Raw genomic sequence first — 17,017 nt, forward strand, 5'->3', positions numbered from 1 at the left:
GCAAGATTGAAGCACCTAGGAGGGGGCGTTTCGATTGTTGCGGATCCACTTCACCAGTCAGGACCTGACCCGGACGACGCTGGCCGAAGAACCTGACCCGCTCTGGGAGGTGCTGCTGAGCCTGCACCAGCTCCAGGGCCGTGACGGCGCGGGCCAGTACGGCTACTGGCGTGAGCGGACGCGGCGGCAGTTCCCGCGGCATGCGGAGCGGCTACTGCACCTGACGCCACCCCGCGGCTACTCGCCCGACTTCCTGACTCCCCCGCCCGCCGGCGGCTCCTTCGACGATGCCGTCGAGCAGGTGCTGTCCACTGCACCCCGCCGGATGAACCAGGAGCTGGAGATGGTTCGGCGGCCTGGGTCGAGCTGGACCCGGGACCTGGCAGTCGGGCGACGCGATGCAGTCAACGGGCTGGGACAGTCCCTCCGGATCTATCACCGGCATGCGATAGCGCCGTATTGGGACTCCATCCGTGCATCAGTGCGGGGCGACCTGCACCAGCAGGTGAGCAGGCTGACCACCTCCGGGGTGGACGACCTGCTAAGCAACCTGCATCCCGCAGTGCGGTGGGAGCGGCCGGTACTGAAGATCATGGGCTTCGCCGAGCGGGACCTGCACCTGGAGGGCCGTGGGCTACGGCTGCAGCCGTCAGTGTTCTGCTGGCGGACGCCTACCAAGCTGCGCGACCCGCAGCTCTCGCCGGTGCTCGTCTATCCGGTCCGGGAAGCCCCAGGGATGCTGCACCTCACCAGTGTGGAGTCCCGCACCGAGCCACTGGCCGCACTCCTCGGCAGTACTCGCGCATCGGCACTAGCGGCCATCTCAGATGTCTGTACGACAACCGAGCTGGCCCGACGCTGCGACATCTCTTTGGCCGGGGCAAGCCGCCAGGCGGGCATCCTGCGCGAGGCCGGACTGATCACCACCCGCCGGGCGGGTCAGGCGGTACTGCACGACCTGACTCCACTCGGCAAGGCGTTGCTGGACGGCTCAGACCTGCCGATTCACAGCTTGTAGTCCTCGAGGAGGCGGCGGCCGATGATCATCCGCTGGATGTCGGCCGTGCCTTCCCCGATCAGCAGCATCGGCGCCTCCCGGTACAGCCGCTCGATCTCGTACTCCTTCGAGAACCCGTAGCCGCCGTGGATCCGGAACGAGTCCTCCACCACCTGTGAGCAGTACTCGCTGGCCAGGTACTTCGCGACGCCGGCCTCGAAGTCGTTGCGCGACCCGGAGTCCTTCTTGCGGGCCGCCTTGACCATCAACTCGTGCGCGGCCTCGACCTTGACCGCCATGTCGGCCAGCCGGAACAGCACCGCCTGGTGCTCGGCGATCTTCTTGCCGAACGTCTCGCGCTGCTGGGCGTAGGAGATGCCGAGCTCGAACGCCCGCCGGGCCACCCCACAGCCACGCGCGGCGACGTTGACGCGGCCGACCTCGACGCCGTCCATCATCTGGTAGAAACCCTTGCCCGGTACGCCGCCGAGCACCTGCTCCGCCGCGATCTGGTACCCGTCGAAGATCAGCTCGGTCGTGTCGACGCCCTTGTAGCCCATCTTCTCGATCTTGCCCGGCACGGTCAGGCCCTTGTCGACCTCGCCGAAGCCCGGCTCCTTCTCGACCAGGAAGGTGGTCATGTTCTTGTAGACCGAATCGGAGCCCTCGTCGGTCTTGGTGAGCACGGCGACCAGGTTGGCGCTGCCGCCGTTGGTCAGCCACATCTTCTGGCCGTTGATCGTGTAGGTCTCGCCGTCCTTGACCGCCTTGGTCTTGATCGCGGCGACGTCGGAACCGCAGCCGGGCTCGGACATCGAGAACGCGCCGCGGACCTCGCCGGTCGCCATCCTCGGCAGGTACTTCTGCTTCTGCTCGTCGGTGCCGTGCTGGATCAGCATGTACGCGACGATGAAGTGCGTGTTGATGATGCCGGACACGCTCATCCAGCCGCGGGCGATCTCCTCGACGCAGAGCGCGTAGGTGAGCAGCGACTCACCCAGCCCGCCGTACTCCTCGGGGATCATCAGCCCGAACAGACCGAGCTCCTTGAGGCCCTCGACGATCTGGGTCGGGTACTCGTCCTTGTGCTCCAGCTCGGTCGCGACCGGCAGGATCTCGGACTCGACGAAGGCGCGCACCGTCTTCAGGATCTCTTCCTGGATGTCGGTGAGTCCCTCGGTCTGCTGCAACCTGCTCATCAGCGGCGCTCCTTCGGTCGGCCCACGTCGACACTACTCGCGAGTATCGCGGGTCACCCAGCATGCTCGCCAGGATCGACACCCGCTGTGACACCGACCACGCCCCAACCGTCGTCTGCCTCACGTACGAGGCTCGGATCAGTTGCGGTTCCAGCCGTTGCCGGTATCGCCGTCGCCTGAGTCGTTCGCCCGCAGCGCCGCGCCGACCGCGGCGAACATCCCGGAGATCTGTGGCGTCGACTGCCACCGGCCCTGTTGCTGCGCCTCGATCAGCCGCCGCCTGGCCTGCTGGTACTGCTGCACAGCCTCTTCGGTGTCGCCCTCGTCGAGCGCCTTAGCCGCCTGCTCCAGATCCTTCGCTGCCTCTTGCACGGTCCGCTTGGCGTGCTCCTGCTTGTGGTCGCGGACCATCTGGGCCAGCGTCCGCAGTGCCGCTGAGGTGTTGTTCTGCGGCTTCGAAGGCTTCTTGGTCGGCGTTTCCTTCGGCGTCGGCTTCTTGCTGGGCGTCTTGGTCGGAGTAGGCGTCGGAGTCGCCTTCGGCTTGGCGACCGCCTTCACGGTGGTCGACGGCGTCGCCGACGGCACTCCCCCGGCCTCGGCCGGCGTATCCGAGGACACACCCTCCCGCAACAGCGCGGCGATCATCACACCAACCACCAACACAGCAGCCCCAACCAGCACCCGAGTAAAAGTCACCCGCCGCTTACTAGGCTCCTCCCGCTCCGGATGCTCATCAAACGCTCCCGCAGGCAACACCCCGGCAGCAGCTGGCAGCTGCCCGCCCGCCACCCCGCCAGAGGCGGGCCCGGCCACGCCGTACGCCGCGCCGGCGGCTGCGCCGCCGCCCAGATCGCCCGCTGGGCTTCCCGGTTCCGCTACCGATCCTCCCGCAGGGAGGAGTGGGAGCACTCGGGTGCTGTTGTCGTCCGCCGGTGGGGGCGGAGCTGTCGGCTTTAGGTAGGCGGCTAGGGCTGCGGTGGAGGAGGGGCGGGCGGAGGGGTCTTTGGCTAGTAGGTGCATGACGAGGTCGGCTAGGCCGGGGACCGTGTCGGTACGGCGTACTGGGACTGGGGTGGCGTCCAGGTGTTGGTGCATGACGTCCATGACGTCTGCGCCGACGAAGGGGGTGGTGCCTTCGAGTAGTTCGTAGAGGACGCAGCCGAGGGCGTACCAGTCGCTCGCAGGCGTCGCGCGCTCGCCACGGACCTGCTCCGGCGAGACGTAGCCCGCAGTACCGAGCAGGACCGGGCCGGTGGCGCCGTCCACGCCGCTTGCCTGGGCGATGCCGAAATCGGTGATTTTGAGGGTGCCGTCGGGGGCCAGCAGGAAGTTGGCCGGCTTGACGTCGCGGTGCACGATCCCGGCCGCATGGGCCGCGTCCAAGGCACGCGCGCCCTGCATGGCGATGTCGGCGACGAAGCGCTCGGACGGCAGGCCCTTGGTGCGCAGCAACTGCGCCAGGTCGGGACCGTCGACGAGTTCCATCACCAGGAACACCTGGCCGTTCGCGGTACCGACGTCGAAGGTCGCGACCACGTTCGGATGGGTCAGCCGGGCCGCCGCCTGCGCCTCGGTGCGGAATCGCTCGACGGCGTCCATCTGGTCGCCTTCGAGCCGGCGCAGCAGTTTCACCGCCACCGGCCGGGCCAGGACCGTGTCCTCACCCCGCCACACCTCGCCTGCGCCGCCATGCCCCAGGGGAGCCAGCAATCGATAGCGCCCCGCGAGTACCTCGCCGCTCACACCCAACACCTCACAGTCAGCCGGATCGCCGCCCTACCCTAGGCGGCTCGTCCATCAGGTGCGAGTCCACGGCGAATTACTTCAGCAAACCTTTGAGCTGCTCGGTTAGACCAGTATCAAAAAGCATTGCCCCGGCACGCCTGCGCTGGCACCTTTCGTGACGTCCCGGTCGCACTGCGCGACGGGTTCGTCTTCACGAAAGGACTGTTCCTTGACTCTTTCTCGCTTCGCCCGGCGGATCGCCGCCGCGGGAACCGGACTGCTACTGGCCGGCACCACTTTCGTCACCGTCGGCGCGTCCACCGCATCCGCGGCCGGCCACGGCGCCGGCTTCTACGGCGTCTGGGGCGACGGCGTCGCGGTACGCACAGGCGGCGAGCAGTGCAGCCTGTACCCGGGACCGTTCAACTGCTCGAACATCGTCGACTACGTCAACAACTGGAGCGTCGTCAGGATCTTCTGCCAGGTCAGCACCGGGACCGTCGTCGGCGGCAACCCGTACTGGGTCTGGGTCGAGACACCAAACAACATCCGCGGCTACATGTCGAGCTACTACATCGAGAACGCGACGAACAGCATCGACGGCCTCGAGGAGTGCTGACCCAGCGTCCTGTCACCGGAAACAACACCCGTTTCCGGTGACAGCGCTGTCATGTCAGGACTAGGTTGGCGACCATGTTGCGCAGACTGAGTTTGCTGGTTGTGGCAGGCCTCGCCGCCGCGACCCTCACGTCCACCACCGCGAACGCGGCCTCCGCGGTACCGGCCGGGCACCAGCGGCCGACCGTGCGGTGCGAGTTCACGCCGACGCCGGAGAACCCGGCTGCCAAGCCGGTCACAGTGCCGAAGGCGAAGGCACTCGCGAAGGGCACGGTCGACGTGTTCTTCGTGACCAACTACGGCCCGTTCGTGGTGCGGATGGACCGGGCCAACGCACCGTGCGGCGTGTCCAGCTTCGTCCACCTGGTCAACAGCCGGTTCTACGACCGGACGCAGTGCTTCCGGCTGACGAACTCGGCCCGGCTGGGTGTCCTGCAGTGCGGTGACATCTACCGCCAGGAGGAGGGCGGACCGGGGTACAAGTTCCCCGACGAGGTCACCGGCAAGGAGACCTACCCGCGCGGCACCGTTGCCATGGGCAACCAAGGACCGGGGACCAACGGCAGCGAGTTCTTCGTCGTGCACTCGTTCGCCAACATCCCGCCGAACTACACCGTGCTCGGGCATGTGATCTTCGGGATGTCCACCTTCGACCGGATGGTCAAGGCCGGCATCGCCGACCCGGACCAGGACGGCCCGCCCACCTACCCGATCCGCATCCTCAAGGTCCTCACCCTGGGTTAATTCCTCAGGGGAGGGTAATTCGGGTACTTCCGGGGCTAGCTTGAGGGCGTGACCACCAGACGCGGTCGCCCGCGGCACCCAGATGTCCTGACTCCTGCCGAGTGGCGGGTGGTGGATGCGGTCCGGCACGGGATGTCGAACCGGCAGATCGCCGCCCGCCGCGGGATCAGCGTCGACGCGGTCAAGTTCCATGTCGCCAACGCGTTGCAGAAGCTCGGCCTGGATCGCCGGGCCGAGCTGCGCGACTGGCGCGGCATACCGGTCGGCAGCGTACTGCGCTCCCCGCGAGAAGGAGTCTCGGCGATGGCGGTTCAGCTAGGTGTGATCGGGCAGATCTCCCGGCCGGTGCGCGACATCCAGGTCGCCGTTCGGTGGTACGGGGAGGTGCTCGGGTTGCCGCATCTCTACACCTTCGGCGACCTGGCGTTCTTCGACTGCGGTGGGACGCGGCTCTTCCTCAGCGCGAGCGAGGAGGCGGCCGGCGAGCCGTCGGTCCTGTACTTCCGGGTCGATGACATCAACGCGGCGTACGACGAACTGCTGGCGCGCGGCGTCACGTTCGAGGCGGCGCCGCATCTGATCCACAAACATGACGACGGGGTCGAGGAATGGATGGCGTTCTTCCCCGACCCCGATGGACATCTGCTCGCGCTGATGTCCCAGGTCTAGTCTTCTGGTTTCCAGACGTCCGTGCGGGTCATGCCGGCGGCACGGCCCTTGGCGGAGATGACGAGGGCCATCTTGCGGGAGGCCTCGTCGATCATCTCGTCGCCGAGCATCACCGCGCCGCGGGCGCCGCCGGCGGCCGAGGTGAAGTGGTCGTAGGCGTCGAGGATGTTCTCGGAGTGGTCGTAGTCCTCCTGCCGCGGCGAGAAGACCTCGTTCGCGGCGGCGATCTGGTCCGGGTGCAGCACCCACTTGCCGTCGAAGCCGAGGGCGGCGGCGCGGCCGGCCACCCGGCGGAAGCCGTCGACGTCCTTGATCTGCAGGTACGGGCCGTCGATCGCCTGCTTGCCGTAGGCGCGGGCCGCCATCAGGATCTGCATCAGGATGTAGTGGTAGGCGTCGCCGACGTCGTAGCCGGGCGGCTGCTCGCCGACCACCAGCGACTTCATGTTGATCGAGGCCATGAAGTCCGCCGGGCCGAAGATGATGGTCTCGACCCGCGGCGAGGCGGCCGCGATCGCGTTCACGTTGGTCAGGCCGAGCGCGTTCTCGATCTGCGCCTCGATCCCGATCCGGCCCTGCTCGTAACCGTGCACCTTCTCCAGTTGGGTCAGCAGCAGATCGAGCGCGACCACCTGCTCGGCGGTCTGCACCTTCGGCAGCATGATGCAGTCCAGGTTGGCGCCGGCCCCGGCGACCACCTCGATCACGTCGCCGTAGGTCCACTCGGTGGTCCAGTCGTTCACCCGGACCACCCGGATCTTGTTGCCCCAGCCGCCCTCGTTCAGCGCGGCGACGACGCTCTTGCGGGCGTCCACCTTCGCGATCGGCGCGACCGAGTCCTCCAGGTCGAGGAACACCTGGTCGGCGTCCAGGCCCTTGGCCTTCTCCAGGAAGCGCGGGTTCGAGCCCGGCGTCGCCAGGCACGAACGCCTGCTCCGGAGCGCCTTGGTGGTGGTCGTCTCGTCAGCCATCGCCGCATCCTTCAGTCCGGTTACCCGTCGGTCACTCGCAGCGTACGGCGAAACCGCCGACCGTACGTCGGTGACATCCCTCACGCCCGACGGGGATGTGTCCGGGGTCACCGGCTCCCGAACGACCCCGGGCGTGAGCGATGATCGGTGCTGTGCTGGAGCCTCTCGGACTAACTCGTGCTGAGCAGGACCTCTACGAAGACCTGGTGTCCCGGCTGCCGGTGACCGAGGCGGAGGTCAGTGACCCGGCTGCCGCCAAACGGCTGGTCGAGCTCGGTCTGCTCACCCTGATGCCCTCCAACCCGCCCCGCTACCTGGTACTCCCGCCCGACATCGCCCTGGAGCTCCTGCTCCGGGACCGCGAGCTGGAGCTGGCCAAGGCGCGGCAGGAGACGGTGCTGCTCGCCACCAGCTTCCACACCAGTACTACGCGCAGCGAGCCGGCCGAGCTGATCGAAGTACTCCGGGGTGAGCCCGAGATCGCCGCGGGCATCGAGCGGCTGGTCCGGAGCGCCAGGAGCGAGGTGTGCTTCTCGGATGCTCCCCCGTTCATGGCCGACCCGAGTCAGGTCCATCAGAACGAGCTGGAGCACCTGCGCGAAGGCATCTCCCTCCGGATCCTGTACGACCGGAAGGGGTCCGTCGACCGGCCCGGGCGGCTGGCGTCGCGGGTCAGCGGCGTCAACGACGGCGACCGGGCCCGGGTGGGTGAAGTACCGCTCAAGCTGATCCTGACCGACGGGCCGATGGCGTTCGTGCCGATCGACATCGGCGCCAGTCAGTACTCCGCTGCGCTGCTGATCCACGATCCGACCCTGGTGGCGACTCTGCAGGCGCTGTTCGAGCTGCTGTGGAGCCGGGCGGTCCCGCTGGCGACGTATGCCGGGCAGTCGGGCCGTACCGACCGTCCTACCGAGCAGGAGCGGGAGCTGCTCGCCCTGCTGATGTCGGGGCTCACCGATAGCGAGACAGCGACCCAGCTGGGCTGGACCGAGCGCAATGTCCGCTCCCGGATCGAGCGGATGCGTCAGCGACTCGGTGCCGACACCAGGTTCCAGGCAGGCCACCAGGCCGTACTCCGGGGATGGCTGGACTCACATGACGGATGACCTCGCAGTACTCGGCCTCACGTCGGCCGAGCAGGCGGCGTACCGGGCCCTGATCGCGCACCAGCCCGTACCGGCCGGTGATGTGTTGACGGCCCTGGTGGCGAAGGGGCTGGCGACACCCGTCGACGGCGGGCATGAGGCGGTGGCGCCGGACATCGCGCTCGAGGTGCTGATCCTCGACCGCGAGCGGCAACTGCGGGAGGCCCGGGAGCACATCTCGTCACTAATGGTTGCCTACCGCAAGCATGTGACCGCGCCACGGCCGACCCTGCTCGAGTACGTCGGGGATGCCGCTGCTGTGCGACAGCGGATCGTGCAGGTCCAGCAAGCGGGCCGGCATGAGGTGCGGCGCCTGATCCGGTCGCCACAGGTGCCACTTGAGGTGCACGTCGAGTGCCGGACGATCTACGAGGCGGCCGCTTTGCAGCCGGATCCGTGCGGCGAGGTGCGGGTGGTACCGACGCTCCCGGTGGAGCTGTACCTCGTCGACGACCGGATGGCGCTGATCATGCTCGGTGAGGACCGCGCTGCGATCCTGCAGCCGTGTGGGCTGCTCGATGCCTACCAGGAGCTGTTCGAGCGGCTGTGGGAGCGGGCACTGCCTCCTGTGCCCGACGACGAGGCAGAGGCTCGCTTGCTGACCTCGCTGCTGCTGTCGGGGCTCTCGGACGGGCAGATCGCTCGTGAGCTTGGGGTGAGCCCCCGGACGGCGCAGCGGAAGCTAGCTGCGCTGATGCAGGAGTTGGGCGCGCAGACGCGGTTCCAGGCCGGAGCACAGGCTGCACTGCGCGACCTGTGACAGTCTTGGCGGGTGACGACTGACGAGGCTGTTGCGGAGATCGCCGGGGTGATGAAGAAGGCCGGGCTCGTTTGGTTGTCCTGGAACGGTGGGCGGCCCGCGCCGGCTTGGTTCGCCACGGTGGACGGGGCGTACGTAGTACTGGTCGACAGGGCTGGTAGTGCTGAGCAGCCGCTGCCTGGGTTGGCTGAGGCGGGGACGGCTGAGGTCGTCGTACCGGCTAAGCCCGCTACGAACCGGTTGGCCGGGTGGAAGGCGTCGGTACGGCGTCTGGATCCCGCTAGCGAGGAGTGGACGGCCGCTGCGCTGGTACTGCGCACAGAGCGGCTCAATGCGGACGGTCTGGACACTCAACTCGACCGCTGGCGCGTAGAGGCCGATCTGCTCGTCCTAGAGCCCACCGGTGAGATCACCGAGGCTGTCGGCCGGTTCGACGGGCAGTCCCGGCTGGAGACGCCTACAGGGAGCACTGCGACCACCCGCGGCAAGCGGCCGATCACCTTCCACCGGCGCTCCAAACGCCGTCCCAAGCTGACCTGAGAGGGCGTCTGGGAGCTCCACGCCGTAGCGAGGAGGTGCTCGGTGCGGTAGCTCGGCGTGCTGGGGCGGAGGGGTCGATGCGGAGCATCGTCACCTTTGCACCAGTGCGGCGAGGTGCCGTGCCGAGTGCCCCGCAGTAGGCGTGGAGCTCCCAGACGCCCTCTTAATCATGTCTTGGGCGGGGTGAGCGCGCTCGGGGCACTAGCCTTCGAGTTATGAGCGGCCCTCCTACGCGCGTCTACGTGGCCCGACTGGCTGGTCTTCCCGTGTACGACCCGAACGGGGACCAGGTCGGCAAGGTCCGCGACGTCGTCGTCATGCTCCGGCAAGGGACGCAGCCGCCGCGGGTGCTGGGCCTAGTCGTCGAGGTGTTCACCAGGCGGCGGATCTTCCTGCCGATGACCCGGGTGACCTCGGTGGATGTCGGGCACGTGATCACCACCGGGCTGGTCAACATGCGCCGGTTCGAGCAGCGCAGTACCGAAGTACTGGTGCTCGGTGAGCTGCTGGACCGGACTGTGACGATCATCGAGTCGGGTGCGCAGGCGACTGTGTTCGACCTGGCGATGGAGCAGTGGCGGACCCGCGACTGGGTGCTGACGAAGGTGGCCGTCACCGAGGGCGGGAAGCGGTTCCGGCGGCGCCGGGGGCAGTCGCATGTGCTCGACTGGGCCGACGTGAGCGGGTTCGCGTCGGTGGAGGAGGGTCAGGGCGCTACTCACATCTTGGCGGCCTTCGACTCGATGAAGGCGGCGGACCTGGCCGGCGTACTGCATGAGTTGTCGCCCAAGCGGCGTAAGGAGATCGCTGCCGCGCTGGACGACGAGCGGCTGGCGGACGTACTGGAGGAGCTGCCCGAGGACGTCCAGGTGGAGATCCTGGCCGGGTTGGACACCGAGCGGGCTGCGGACGTGCTCGAGGAGATGTCGCCCGACGACGCGGCCGACCTGATCGCCGAGCTGCCGACGGAGACCGCCGAGGCACTGCTGACGTTGATGGAGCCGGACGAGGCCGAGGATGTCCGGCGGCTGCTGACGTACGAGGAGCGGACCGCTGGTGGTCTGATGACCTCGGAGCCGGTGATCCTGCCGGCGGACGCCACTGTCGCCGATGCGCTGGCGCATGTGCGGAATGCCGAGCTGAGCCCGGCGCTGGCCGCGATGATCTATGTGTGCCGCCCGCCGCTGGAGACGCCGACCGGCCGGTTCATCGGTATCGGCCACATCCAGCGGCTGCTGCGCGAACCACCGTCCGCGCTGGTGTCCGGAGTACTGGACACGGACCTCGACGGGCTGCGACCGGATGACAGTTTGCATGCCGTGAGCAAGTACCTCGCCACCTACAACCTGGTGGCGGCGCCTGTGCTCGACGACGAGGGCCGGCTGCTCGGTGCGGTCACCGTGGACGACGTACTCGACCATCTGCTCCCCGACGACTGGCGCGAACCCGATCAGCAGGAGGTGGACGGCCATGCCCCGTGACGACCGCAGTACCGACGAGCGCCGGTTGACCCGGCCGGCCGCCGACCGGCTGGACATCCCCCGCGAGCTGCGGCGGACGATCGTGCGGCGGCGCGCGTACGACGCGGACGCGTTCGGCCGGCTGTCGGAACGGATCGCCCGGTTCCTCGGCACCGGCCAGTTCCTGGTCTACATGACCCTGACGATCGTGCTCTGGGTGCTCTGGAACATCTTCGCGCCGGAGAGCATGCGCTGGGACCAGTACCCGTTCATCTTCCTGACGCTGGCTCTGAGCCTCCAGGCGTCGTACGCCGCGCCGCTGATCCTTCTCGCCCAGAACCGGCAGGAGGCCCGCGACCGGGTCCAGTACGAGCGGGACCGCGACGTCGACGCCCGGACCCGCGCCGACATGGAGTTCCTGGCCCGCGAGATGGCGGCGCTGCGTATGTCCATCGGCGAGGTCGCCACCCGCGACTTCCTCCGCTCGGAACTACGCTCCCTGCTGGCCGAACTCGACCTCAAAGACCGCGAGGACGATCGCGTCTGAGGTAGCGCAGCACCGCCGCCCCCAGCTCCGCCAGGGCCGCGTCGGCGGGGTCGTCGTACTCGCCGTAGAACGCTTCGGTCTCCCGCCCGGTCAGCTCGTTGATCGGCCGCTCGGCCAGCTCGCTCACCAGCGACCGGCGGTAGCGCCAGACCTCGATCGCTCCGCCGCGGGCGGTCCCGACGAGCAGCGCGCCGTCCGGGTCCGGCAGCAGGTCGGCATTGGTCAGTTCGAGTGGTTCCAGCCGGCGCCCTGAGGGGAGCTCGAAAAGCTCGGTTCTCTGGTACCCGCGCAGGATCAGCAGGCGCGAGTCCGGACTGATGACTGCCTGCAGGTTGGCCGGTGCGTTCATGTCGGCCGGCGGGGTGTCGCCGCGCGTGCAGCCGGGCAGCCGCCAGAGGCTCAGGCCGGTCTGCTCCACAACAGCGAGGTGCTCGCCATCGGGAGTGACGACTGGCTGCGATACGGGCTTGGCGATCGTCTGTGCGGCCAGCGGTGCGCCGGCCGACAAGGACGCGACAACCAGTCGCCTCCCGTCTCTTCCAGCCAGACCGTAGACCACCACAGTGTCGCCCTGGGGAGAGATCAGCAGCTCGCGGAGCTGGGTCAAGCCGGTCCGCGCCACCGGCAGATGCGCGATGGTCGTACCGTCCGGCCACCGCCGGATTCGGACCGACTTGCCTTGCCCGACGGCGACCAGCGACCCGTCCGGGCTCATCGCCAGACATGGCCAGTCCCCGACCGACCCGTTGAACAACGCACGCTCGGCGGCCCGCAGCCGTCGCCCGCCGGGTCTCCGCGCTTGCGGGACATGCCATACCCTGGACGACGTCTTACCGACGCTGAGCAGCGATGCTCCGTCCGGCGCGAAGGCCAGCAAACTCGGCGAGTGGAACCGCACGCGTTCGGCCCCGACCGGCTCGGCCTCGGGTAGCCGCCACCACTGCACCGATTCCGGCCGCCCGTTCGGGCCGGGTACGGCCACCGCCAGCAACGAGCCGTCCGGACTGATCGCCACCTCCCGGTCGCCGAGCAGCGTCCGCGCCGGGATCCGGCGCGTCTCCTCCACTCGCTGCGATGCCGGGGCGAGACTCCAGAGGCTGATCTCGCGCGGACCGATCGCGACCAGCGTCAAACCGTCCGCGGTCAGCTTGAACGCACACCTCTGGGTCCGGTCGAGACCCGCGTCCAGTCGGATCAAGAGTTCGAAGGGTCGTACTGCCGATGCCATCTCGGTGTAGCGCACTGCCAGTCGGGAGAGGTGTTCGCCGGCCGGATGGGACAGCTTTGCGAGAACGCGGGCGGACCAGCTCAACGGGGCTTTGCTGATCGCCTGCCAGAGGTACTCCTGCCGTTCCCCGGCCGTGAGCAGCTCGATGACGGCGTCCCACTCCTCCGGGAGCAGGCGCTCGGGGACGGCCGCCACGCGGTAGGCCCAGTTCAGGCGGTTCCAGCGGCGGGCGGCTGTTGCGAGCTGGACACGGAGGGCCGGATCGCCTTCCGCGCGGGCGGTTTCGACCAGGGCGCCAGAGGGATCCGCGAGGACGTACCGGTCGAAGTCACCCAGCAGGAACAGGGTTACCGCCTGGTCTCTCAGGTCGGCGGGGAGCTGCTGCCGGACGATCTCGGTCAGTGGCCCGGTCGGGTCGCCCAGCCAGATCTGGCGGATCACTTCGCGGGAGAGCGGGTCGGACAGGGACGTCAGGTAGTACCGGGCCGTGGCCGCGACCCGCGGATCGACGAAGACACCGCGGACCGGATCGCCCGAGCCGGCGACGGTGATCTCGGCGAGCAGGCGGGCGTACCAGGCGATCCGTTCCGGCGGGATCCTCCGCAGTTTGCGGGGCGATCGCGGCCGCTCCATCCGGTCGAGATCGGCGAGGGCCCGGAGCTGGTGGTGCGGCAGGTTGCGCTTCTCCAGCCCCAGGGCGACCCGGCGCAGCCGCTCATGCAGTGGGGTAATCGCCGGGCGGGGCATCCGGCGATGCTAGCCGTCCTTCAGGTGGGTTGAGGGAGGTTAGGCCTGCCTACTGGGCTTGAGGTCACAGTGGACTGGGGTCGGGCGGGGCTTGTGGAGCACGTAGCCTTGTGGACATGGCCCCAACTGCTGACCAAGTGACCGCCGCACTGGGTGGCGTCATCGACCCGGAGATCAAGAAGCCGATCACTGAACTCGGCATGGTCGAATCCGTCGTGGTGAAAACCGATGGCGTGGTCGCGGTGAAGATCCTGCTGACCGTCGCCGGCTGCCCGATGAAGGACACCCTGCGCCGCGACACCACCGCCGCCGTCAGCGCGCTCGACGGCGTGACCGGGGTGGAGATCGAGCTCGGCGTGATGTCGACCGAGCAGCGCGCCGCCCTGCAGACACAGCTGCGCGGTGGGGTGGCCGAGAAGGAGATCCCGTTCGCGCGGGCCGACTCGCTGACCAAGGTGTTCGCGATCGCGTCCGGCAAGGGCGGCGTCGGCAAGTCCTCGGTGACGGTGAACCTGGCCGTCGCGATGGCGGCCAAGGGGCTGTCGGTCGGCGTACTGGACGCCGACATCTACGGCCACTCGATCCCTGCGATGTTCGGGGTCGCGGACGAGCGCCCGACCGCGGTGGACGACATGATCATGCCGGTGCCCGCGCACGGCGTGAAGGTGATCTCGATCGGCATGCTCAAGCCCAAGCGCGACCAGGTCGTCGCCTGGCGCGGGCCGATCCTGGACCGCGCGCTGGTACAGATGCTGGCCGACGTCTACTGGGGCGACCTCGACGTCCTGCTGCTCGACCTGCCGCCCGGTACCGGCGACATCGCGATCTCGGTCGGCCAGCGGCTGACCAGCGCGGAGGTCATCGTGGTGACGACCCCGCAGGAGGCCGCCGCCGAGGTGGCCGAGCGGGCCGGCACGATGGCGCAGATGGTGCACCAGCGGGTGGCCGGCGTGATCGAGAACATGTCCTTCCTCCCCTGCCCCCACTGCGGCCCTTCCCACCGGATCGAGATCTTCGGCTCCGGCGGCGGAGCCCGCGTGGCGTCGACACTGTCGCAGCGACTCGGGTACGAGATCCCCTTGCTCGGCGAGGTCCCACTGGACGAACGCCTCCGCAGCGGCGGCGACATCGGCCAGCCACTGGTAATGGCCGACCCCGAGACCCCGGCCGCACTGGTACTCAGCGAAATCGCCGAACGCCTAGGCGGCAAGCCCCGCGGGCTGCTCGGCCGTCAACTCGGTCTCTCGCCTGTTGGTCGCTGACCTGTAGTTCTCCCACGCGGCCTCGCTACGCAGCCTCCTCCGTCGGCAGCTCCCACCCACCCTGAGCGCGTGCTGCGCCCGCTTACTCGACCCACACCCTGGCCCCGTCGTCATGTGTGTGCTGAGGGCGGGTAGCCACGCTGCCGCCGAGAGCTGCCCCGGTCGACGGGCCCGTCCGCGTCCGCTCCAATCACCTCACGCCTGACACCAGCCCGGTGGACGACTTGGCAGTCACCACCCCCATGCGGCTCCAGCGACAACCAGCCCGCTTTCACCAAGCGGGCGACGCAGGAGCCCGCGCAGCGGGGTGGGTGGGAGCTCAGCGCCGAAGAGCGACGCAGGAGCGAACGAGGCGCCGGCGTGGGTCAGTACCTCGCGCTAGACGACTAGGTGGCTTCGGGGTCGAAGGGGGCTCGGGTGCCGGCGGGGAGGCGTTCGGGGGCGGTGTAGCCGTTGGAGACCGGCTTGTCGTCGAAGTCGCCGTCGATGCCGTCGAGGAGGTGTTTGCGGACGAAGCTGCGCGGGTTGAGGTCGCGGACGTCGAGGTCGGCGAACTCCGGGCCGAGCTCCTCGCGGAGGTCGTTCTGAGCCTTGCTGACCATGCCACGGACCTGGCCGAGCAGCTTGGCGGCGGTACGGACGAACTCCGGAAGCCGGTCGGGGCCGAAGACGAGAATGGCGACGATGGCGATCACCGCTATCTCGAGCGGACCGATGTTGAACATGCCCCACCTTTTCCGAGGTTCCGTTGCGCCGCGGACAGCCTAGCCCGCCGCTGGTCGACAACCAGTCCGGGTCGCTCAGCCTTCCTGGGCGGTCAGCTTGAGCGTCACCTCGCGCGGTTTGCCGCCGCGCTCGAAGACGAGTTTGACGTTCTCGCCGGGCTGGTGCGTCCGGATCGCCACGATCAGCGCCTCGGCGGTGTCCACCGACTGGCCGTTGATCTGGGTGATCACGTCGCCGGTCCGCAGTCCGGCTCGCTGGGCCGCGCTCTTCGGCAGGATCTCGCTGACCCGGGCGCCGCCCTCGAACTGCATGTCCACGTTCGCGCCGATCACCGGGTACGACGCGTGGCCGGAGGCGATCAGTTGCTGGGCAGTACGCCGCGCCTGGTCGATCGGGATCGCGAAACCGAGCCCGATGTTTCCACTGGCACCCGGCTCAGCACCGCGCACCGTCGCGATCGCCGAGTTCACACCGATCACATGCGCTTCCATGTCGACCAGCGGCCCGCCCGAGTTGCCCGGGTTGATCGCCGCGTCGGTCTGCAGCGCGTTGATGTACGAGATCTCGCCCTCACCACCGGCGGTCACCGGCCGGTTCTTCGCCGAGACGATCCCGGAGGTGACGGTCCCGGCGAGGCCGAGCGGCGAACCGATCGCCACCACGTCCTGCCCGACGACCGCCTTCGCGGACTCGCCGAACTGCACCGACGGCGCATCGATCCCGAACACCTGGACCACTGCCAGGTCGTACGCCGGTGAGCGGCCGACCAGGCGAGCCGTGGCGACCTTGCCCTTCTCCGTCACCACCTGGATCGAACCGCCGTCCGCCGCGGCCGCGACGACGTGGTTGTTGGTCAGGATGTGCCCGGAGCCGTCGATCACGAAGCCGGAGCCGGTGGCGCTGGAGTCGTCCGACCCCTCCACCTTGAGCTGAACGACGCTCGGCAGCAGCGTCTGGGCGACGGCCGAGACGGAGCCGGTCTTGATCTTCGGGTCGGCGCCGGTACCGATCTCCGGGCCGGAGTCGTCGACGCTGTTCTTGTCCAGAGCCACCACCGCCACGGCCGCACCTCCGCCTGCGACCAGACCGACCAGCAGCGCGACCACGGCGGCCAGGCTGATGATCTTGTTGCGCTTCTCCGGCGGCGCCGGCGTGTACGCGCGGGCCTGCTGCTGGTGCCAGTCCAGCGGCGGCGGAGGCACGTACGTCGGCTGCGTGGCGGGCCAGGCCTGTCCGGCGGAGTACGTGGGCCGGAACCCGTTCTCCTGCGGCTCGGGCCGCCCGAAGCTCCGCTGGGTCGTCGACCGCCCGTTGCTCTGCCGGTACGCCGAACTGCTGCTGCCCGGCGCCGGGAGCGGCTGCGACCCCGCCATGGTGTTCGGCAGAGTCAGCGCGGAGACCGCTGGACTCCCCGCATACCCATTGGTCGAAGGAGCCATCCCGGTGAAGCCCGTGCCCGCCGGAGGCCCGGCAGGGGCAGGTGTGGGCGCCGGGGCAGGCGCAGGAGTCACCGGCGTCGGTGCAGTCAGACCTGCTGCCGCGTCGGCGAGGGTCGGGTCGCCGACCGGCGACCTACCCTCCTGGCTGCCGTCCGGAACGGCAGGGTTCCGGCGCGTCGGTTCGGCGTCATCCCAGCTCACGGTGCCCGCCTCACGTCGTCGTCATCTTGGAGTCGG

16 protein-coding genes are annotated in these 17,017 nt (G+C 68.8%); 10 read left to right on the forward strand and 6 right to left on the reverse strand.

Annotated elements, in window-relative coordinates:
• Nucleotides 1–34 precede the first annotated feature (34 nt).
• The gene (locus AB0M15_RS34020) at nt 35–1,018 is read left to right on the forward strand and encodes a winged helix-turn-helix domain-containing protein (RefSeq protein ID WP_363827756.1); all 984 of its coding nucleotides are present in this window, start codon (nt 35–37) and stop codon (nt 1,016–1,018) included.
• On the opposite strand, the gene AB0M15_RS34025 is transcribed toward AB0M15_RS34020, so the two are convergent.
• Both AB0M15_RS34025 and AB0M15_RS34030 read right to left on the reverse strand, forming a co-directional pair.
• A complete protein-coding gene (locus AB0M15_RS34025; protein WP_363827759.1) occupies nt 1,006–2,196 on the reverse strand; it encodes an acyl-CoA dehydrogenase family protein in 1,191 nt (396 codons plus the stop codon). The genes AB0M15_RS34020 and AB0M15_RS34025 overlap by 13 nt on opposite strands.
• Nucleotides 2,197–2,334: 138 nt before the next feature.
• A complete protein-coding gene (locus tag AB0M15_RS34030) occupies nt 2,335–3,939 on the reverse strand; it encodes a protein kinase (RefSeq protein WP_363827762.1) in 1,605 nt (534 codons plus the stop codon).
• A gap of 211 nt (nt 3,940–4,150) precedes the next feature.
• On the opposite strand from AB0M15_RS34030, the gene AB0M15_RS34035 reads away from it, so the two are divergent.
• The 3 genes from AB0M15_RS34035 to AB0M15_RS34045 all read left to right on the forward strand — a co-directional run bounded on the left by AB0M15_RS34035 (nt 4,151) and on the right by AB0M15_RS34045 (nt 5,952).
• Nucleotides 4,151–4,540, forward strand: a complete 390-nt coding sequence (locus AB0M15_RS34035; RefSeq protein WP_363827765.1) for a hypothetical protein — start codon at nt 4,151–4,153, stop codon at nt 4,538–4,540.
• Between the two features lie 74 nt (nt 4,541–4,614).
• A complete protein-coding gene (locus AB0M15_RS34040; protein WP_343982782.1) occupies nt 4,615–5,283 on the forward strand; it encodes a peptidylprolyl isomerase in 669 nt (222 codons plus the stop codon).
• Between the two features lie 48 nt (nt 5,284–5,331).
• On the forward strand, nt 5,332–5,952 hold the full coding sequence (locus AB0M15_RS34045; protein WP_363827771.1) for a VOC family protein: 621 nt from the start codon (nt 5,332–5,334) through the stop codon (nt 5,950–5,952).
• Here AB0M15_RS34045 and AB0M15_RS34050 read toward each other — a convergent pair.
• Nucleotides 5,949–6,923, reverse strand: coding sequence for a CoA ester lyase (locus tag AB0M15_RS34050; protein WP_363827774.1), 975 nt, complete (start codon nt 6,921–6,923; stop codon nt 5,949–5,951). The two genes, AB0M15_RS34045 and AB0M15_RS34050, sit on opposite strands and share 4 nt — an antisense overlap.
• A gap of 152 nt (nt 6,924–7,075) precedes the next feature.
• Here AB0M15_RS34050 and AB0M15_RS34055 point away from each other — a divergent pair, with 152 nt between their 5' ends.
• From AB0M15_RS34055 to AB0M15_RS34075, 5 genes are all read left to right on the forward strand, one after another.
• Nucleotides 7,076–8,032 (forward strand): LuxR C-terminal-related transcriptional regulator, encoded by a 957-nt coding sequence (locus tag AB0M15_RS34055; RefSeq protein WP_363827779.1) that lies wholly within the window; start codon nt 7,076–7,078, stop codon nt 8,030–8,032.
• Complete coding sequence (locus AB0M15_RS34060) at nt 8,022–8,831, forward strand: hypothetical protein (RefSeq protein WP_363827782.1); 810 nt, start codon at nt 8,022–8,024, stop codon at nt 8,829–8,831. Before AB0M15_RS34055 ends, AB0M15_RS34060 begins: the two co-directional genes overlap by 11 nt.
• A gap of 12 nt (nt 8,832–8,843) precedes the next feature.
• Nucleotides 8,844–9,371, forward strand: coding sequence for a hypothetical protein (locus tag AB0M15_RS34065; RefSeq protein ID WP_363827785.1), 528 nt, complete (start codon nt 8,844–8,846; stop codon nt 9,369–9,371).
• A 215-nt stretch (nt 9,372–9,586) separates the two neighbouring features.
• Nucleotides 9,587–10,852, forward strand: a complete 1,266-nt coding sequence (locus tag AB0M15_RS34070; RefSeq protein ID WP_363827788.1) for a CBS domain-containing protein — start codon at nt 9,587–9,589, stop codon at nt 10,850–10,852.
• Complete coding sequence (locus AB0M15_RS34075; RefSeq protein ID WP_363827791.1) at nt 10,842–11,378, forward strand: DUF1003 domain-containing protein; 537 nt, start codon at nt 10,842–10,844, stop codon at nt 11,376–11,378. Before AB0M15_RS34070 ends, AB0M15_RS34075 begins: the two co-directional genes overlap by 11 nt.
• Here the strand turns inward: AB0M15_RS34075 and AB0M15_RS34080 are convergent.
• A complete protein-coding gene (locus tag AB0M15_RS34080; RefSeq protein WP_363827793.1) occupies nt 11,350–13,353 on the reverse strand; it encodes a hypothetical protein in 2,004 nt (667 codons plus the stop codon). The two genes, AB0M15_RS34075 and AB0M15_RS34080, sit on opposite strands and share 29 nt — an antisense overlap.
• Nucleotides 13,354–13,469: 116 nt before the next feature.
• Between AB0M15_RS34080 and AB0M15_RS34085 the strand changes: the two genes are divergently transcribed.
• Nucleotides 13,470–14,615, forward strand: a complete 1,146-nt coding sequence (locus tag AB0M15_RS34085) for an Mrp/NBP35 family ATP-binding protein (RefSeq protein WP_363827796.1) — start codon at nt 13,470–13,472, stop codon at nt 14,613–14,615.
• Nucleotides 14,616–15,001: 386 nt separating this feature from the next.
• Here the strand turns inward: AB0M15_RS34085 and AB0M15_RS34090 are convergent, their stop codons facing one another.
• Together AB0M15_RS34090 and AB0M15_RS34095 are read right to left on the reverse strand one after the other, a co-directional pair.
• Complete coding sequence (locus tag AB0M15_RS34090) at nt 15,002–15,340, reverse strand: sec-independent translocase (RefSeq protein ID WP_344842194.1); 339 nt, start codon at nt 15,338–15,340, stop codon at nt 15,002–15,004.
• A 75-nt stretch (nt 15,341–15,415) separates the two neighbouring features.
• On the reverse strand, nt 15,416–16,981 hold the full coding sequence (locus tag AB0M15_RS34095) for a trypsin-like peptidase domain-containing protein (protein WP_363827800.1): 1,566 nt from the start codon (nt 16,979–16,981) through the stop codon (nt 15,416–15,418).
• Nucleotides 16,982–17,017: the final 36 nt, after the last annotated feature.

Origin of the sequence: Kribbella sp. NPDC051718, assembly GCF_040681515.1 — a bacterium.
GTDB lineage: Bacteria > Actinomycetota > Actinomycetes > Propionibacteriales > Kribbellaceae > Kribbella.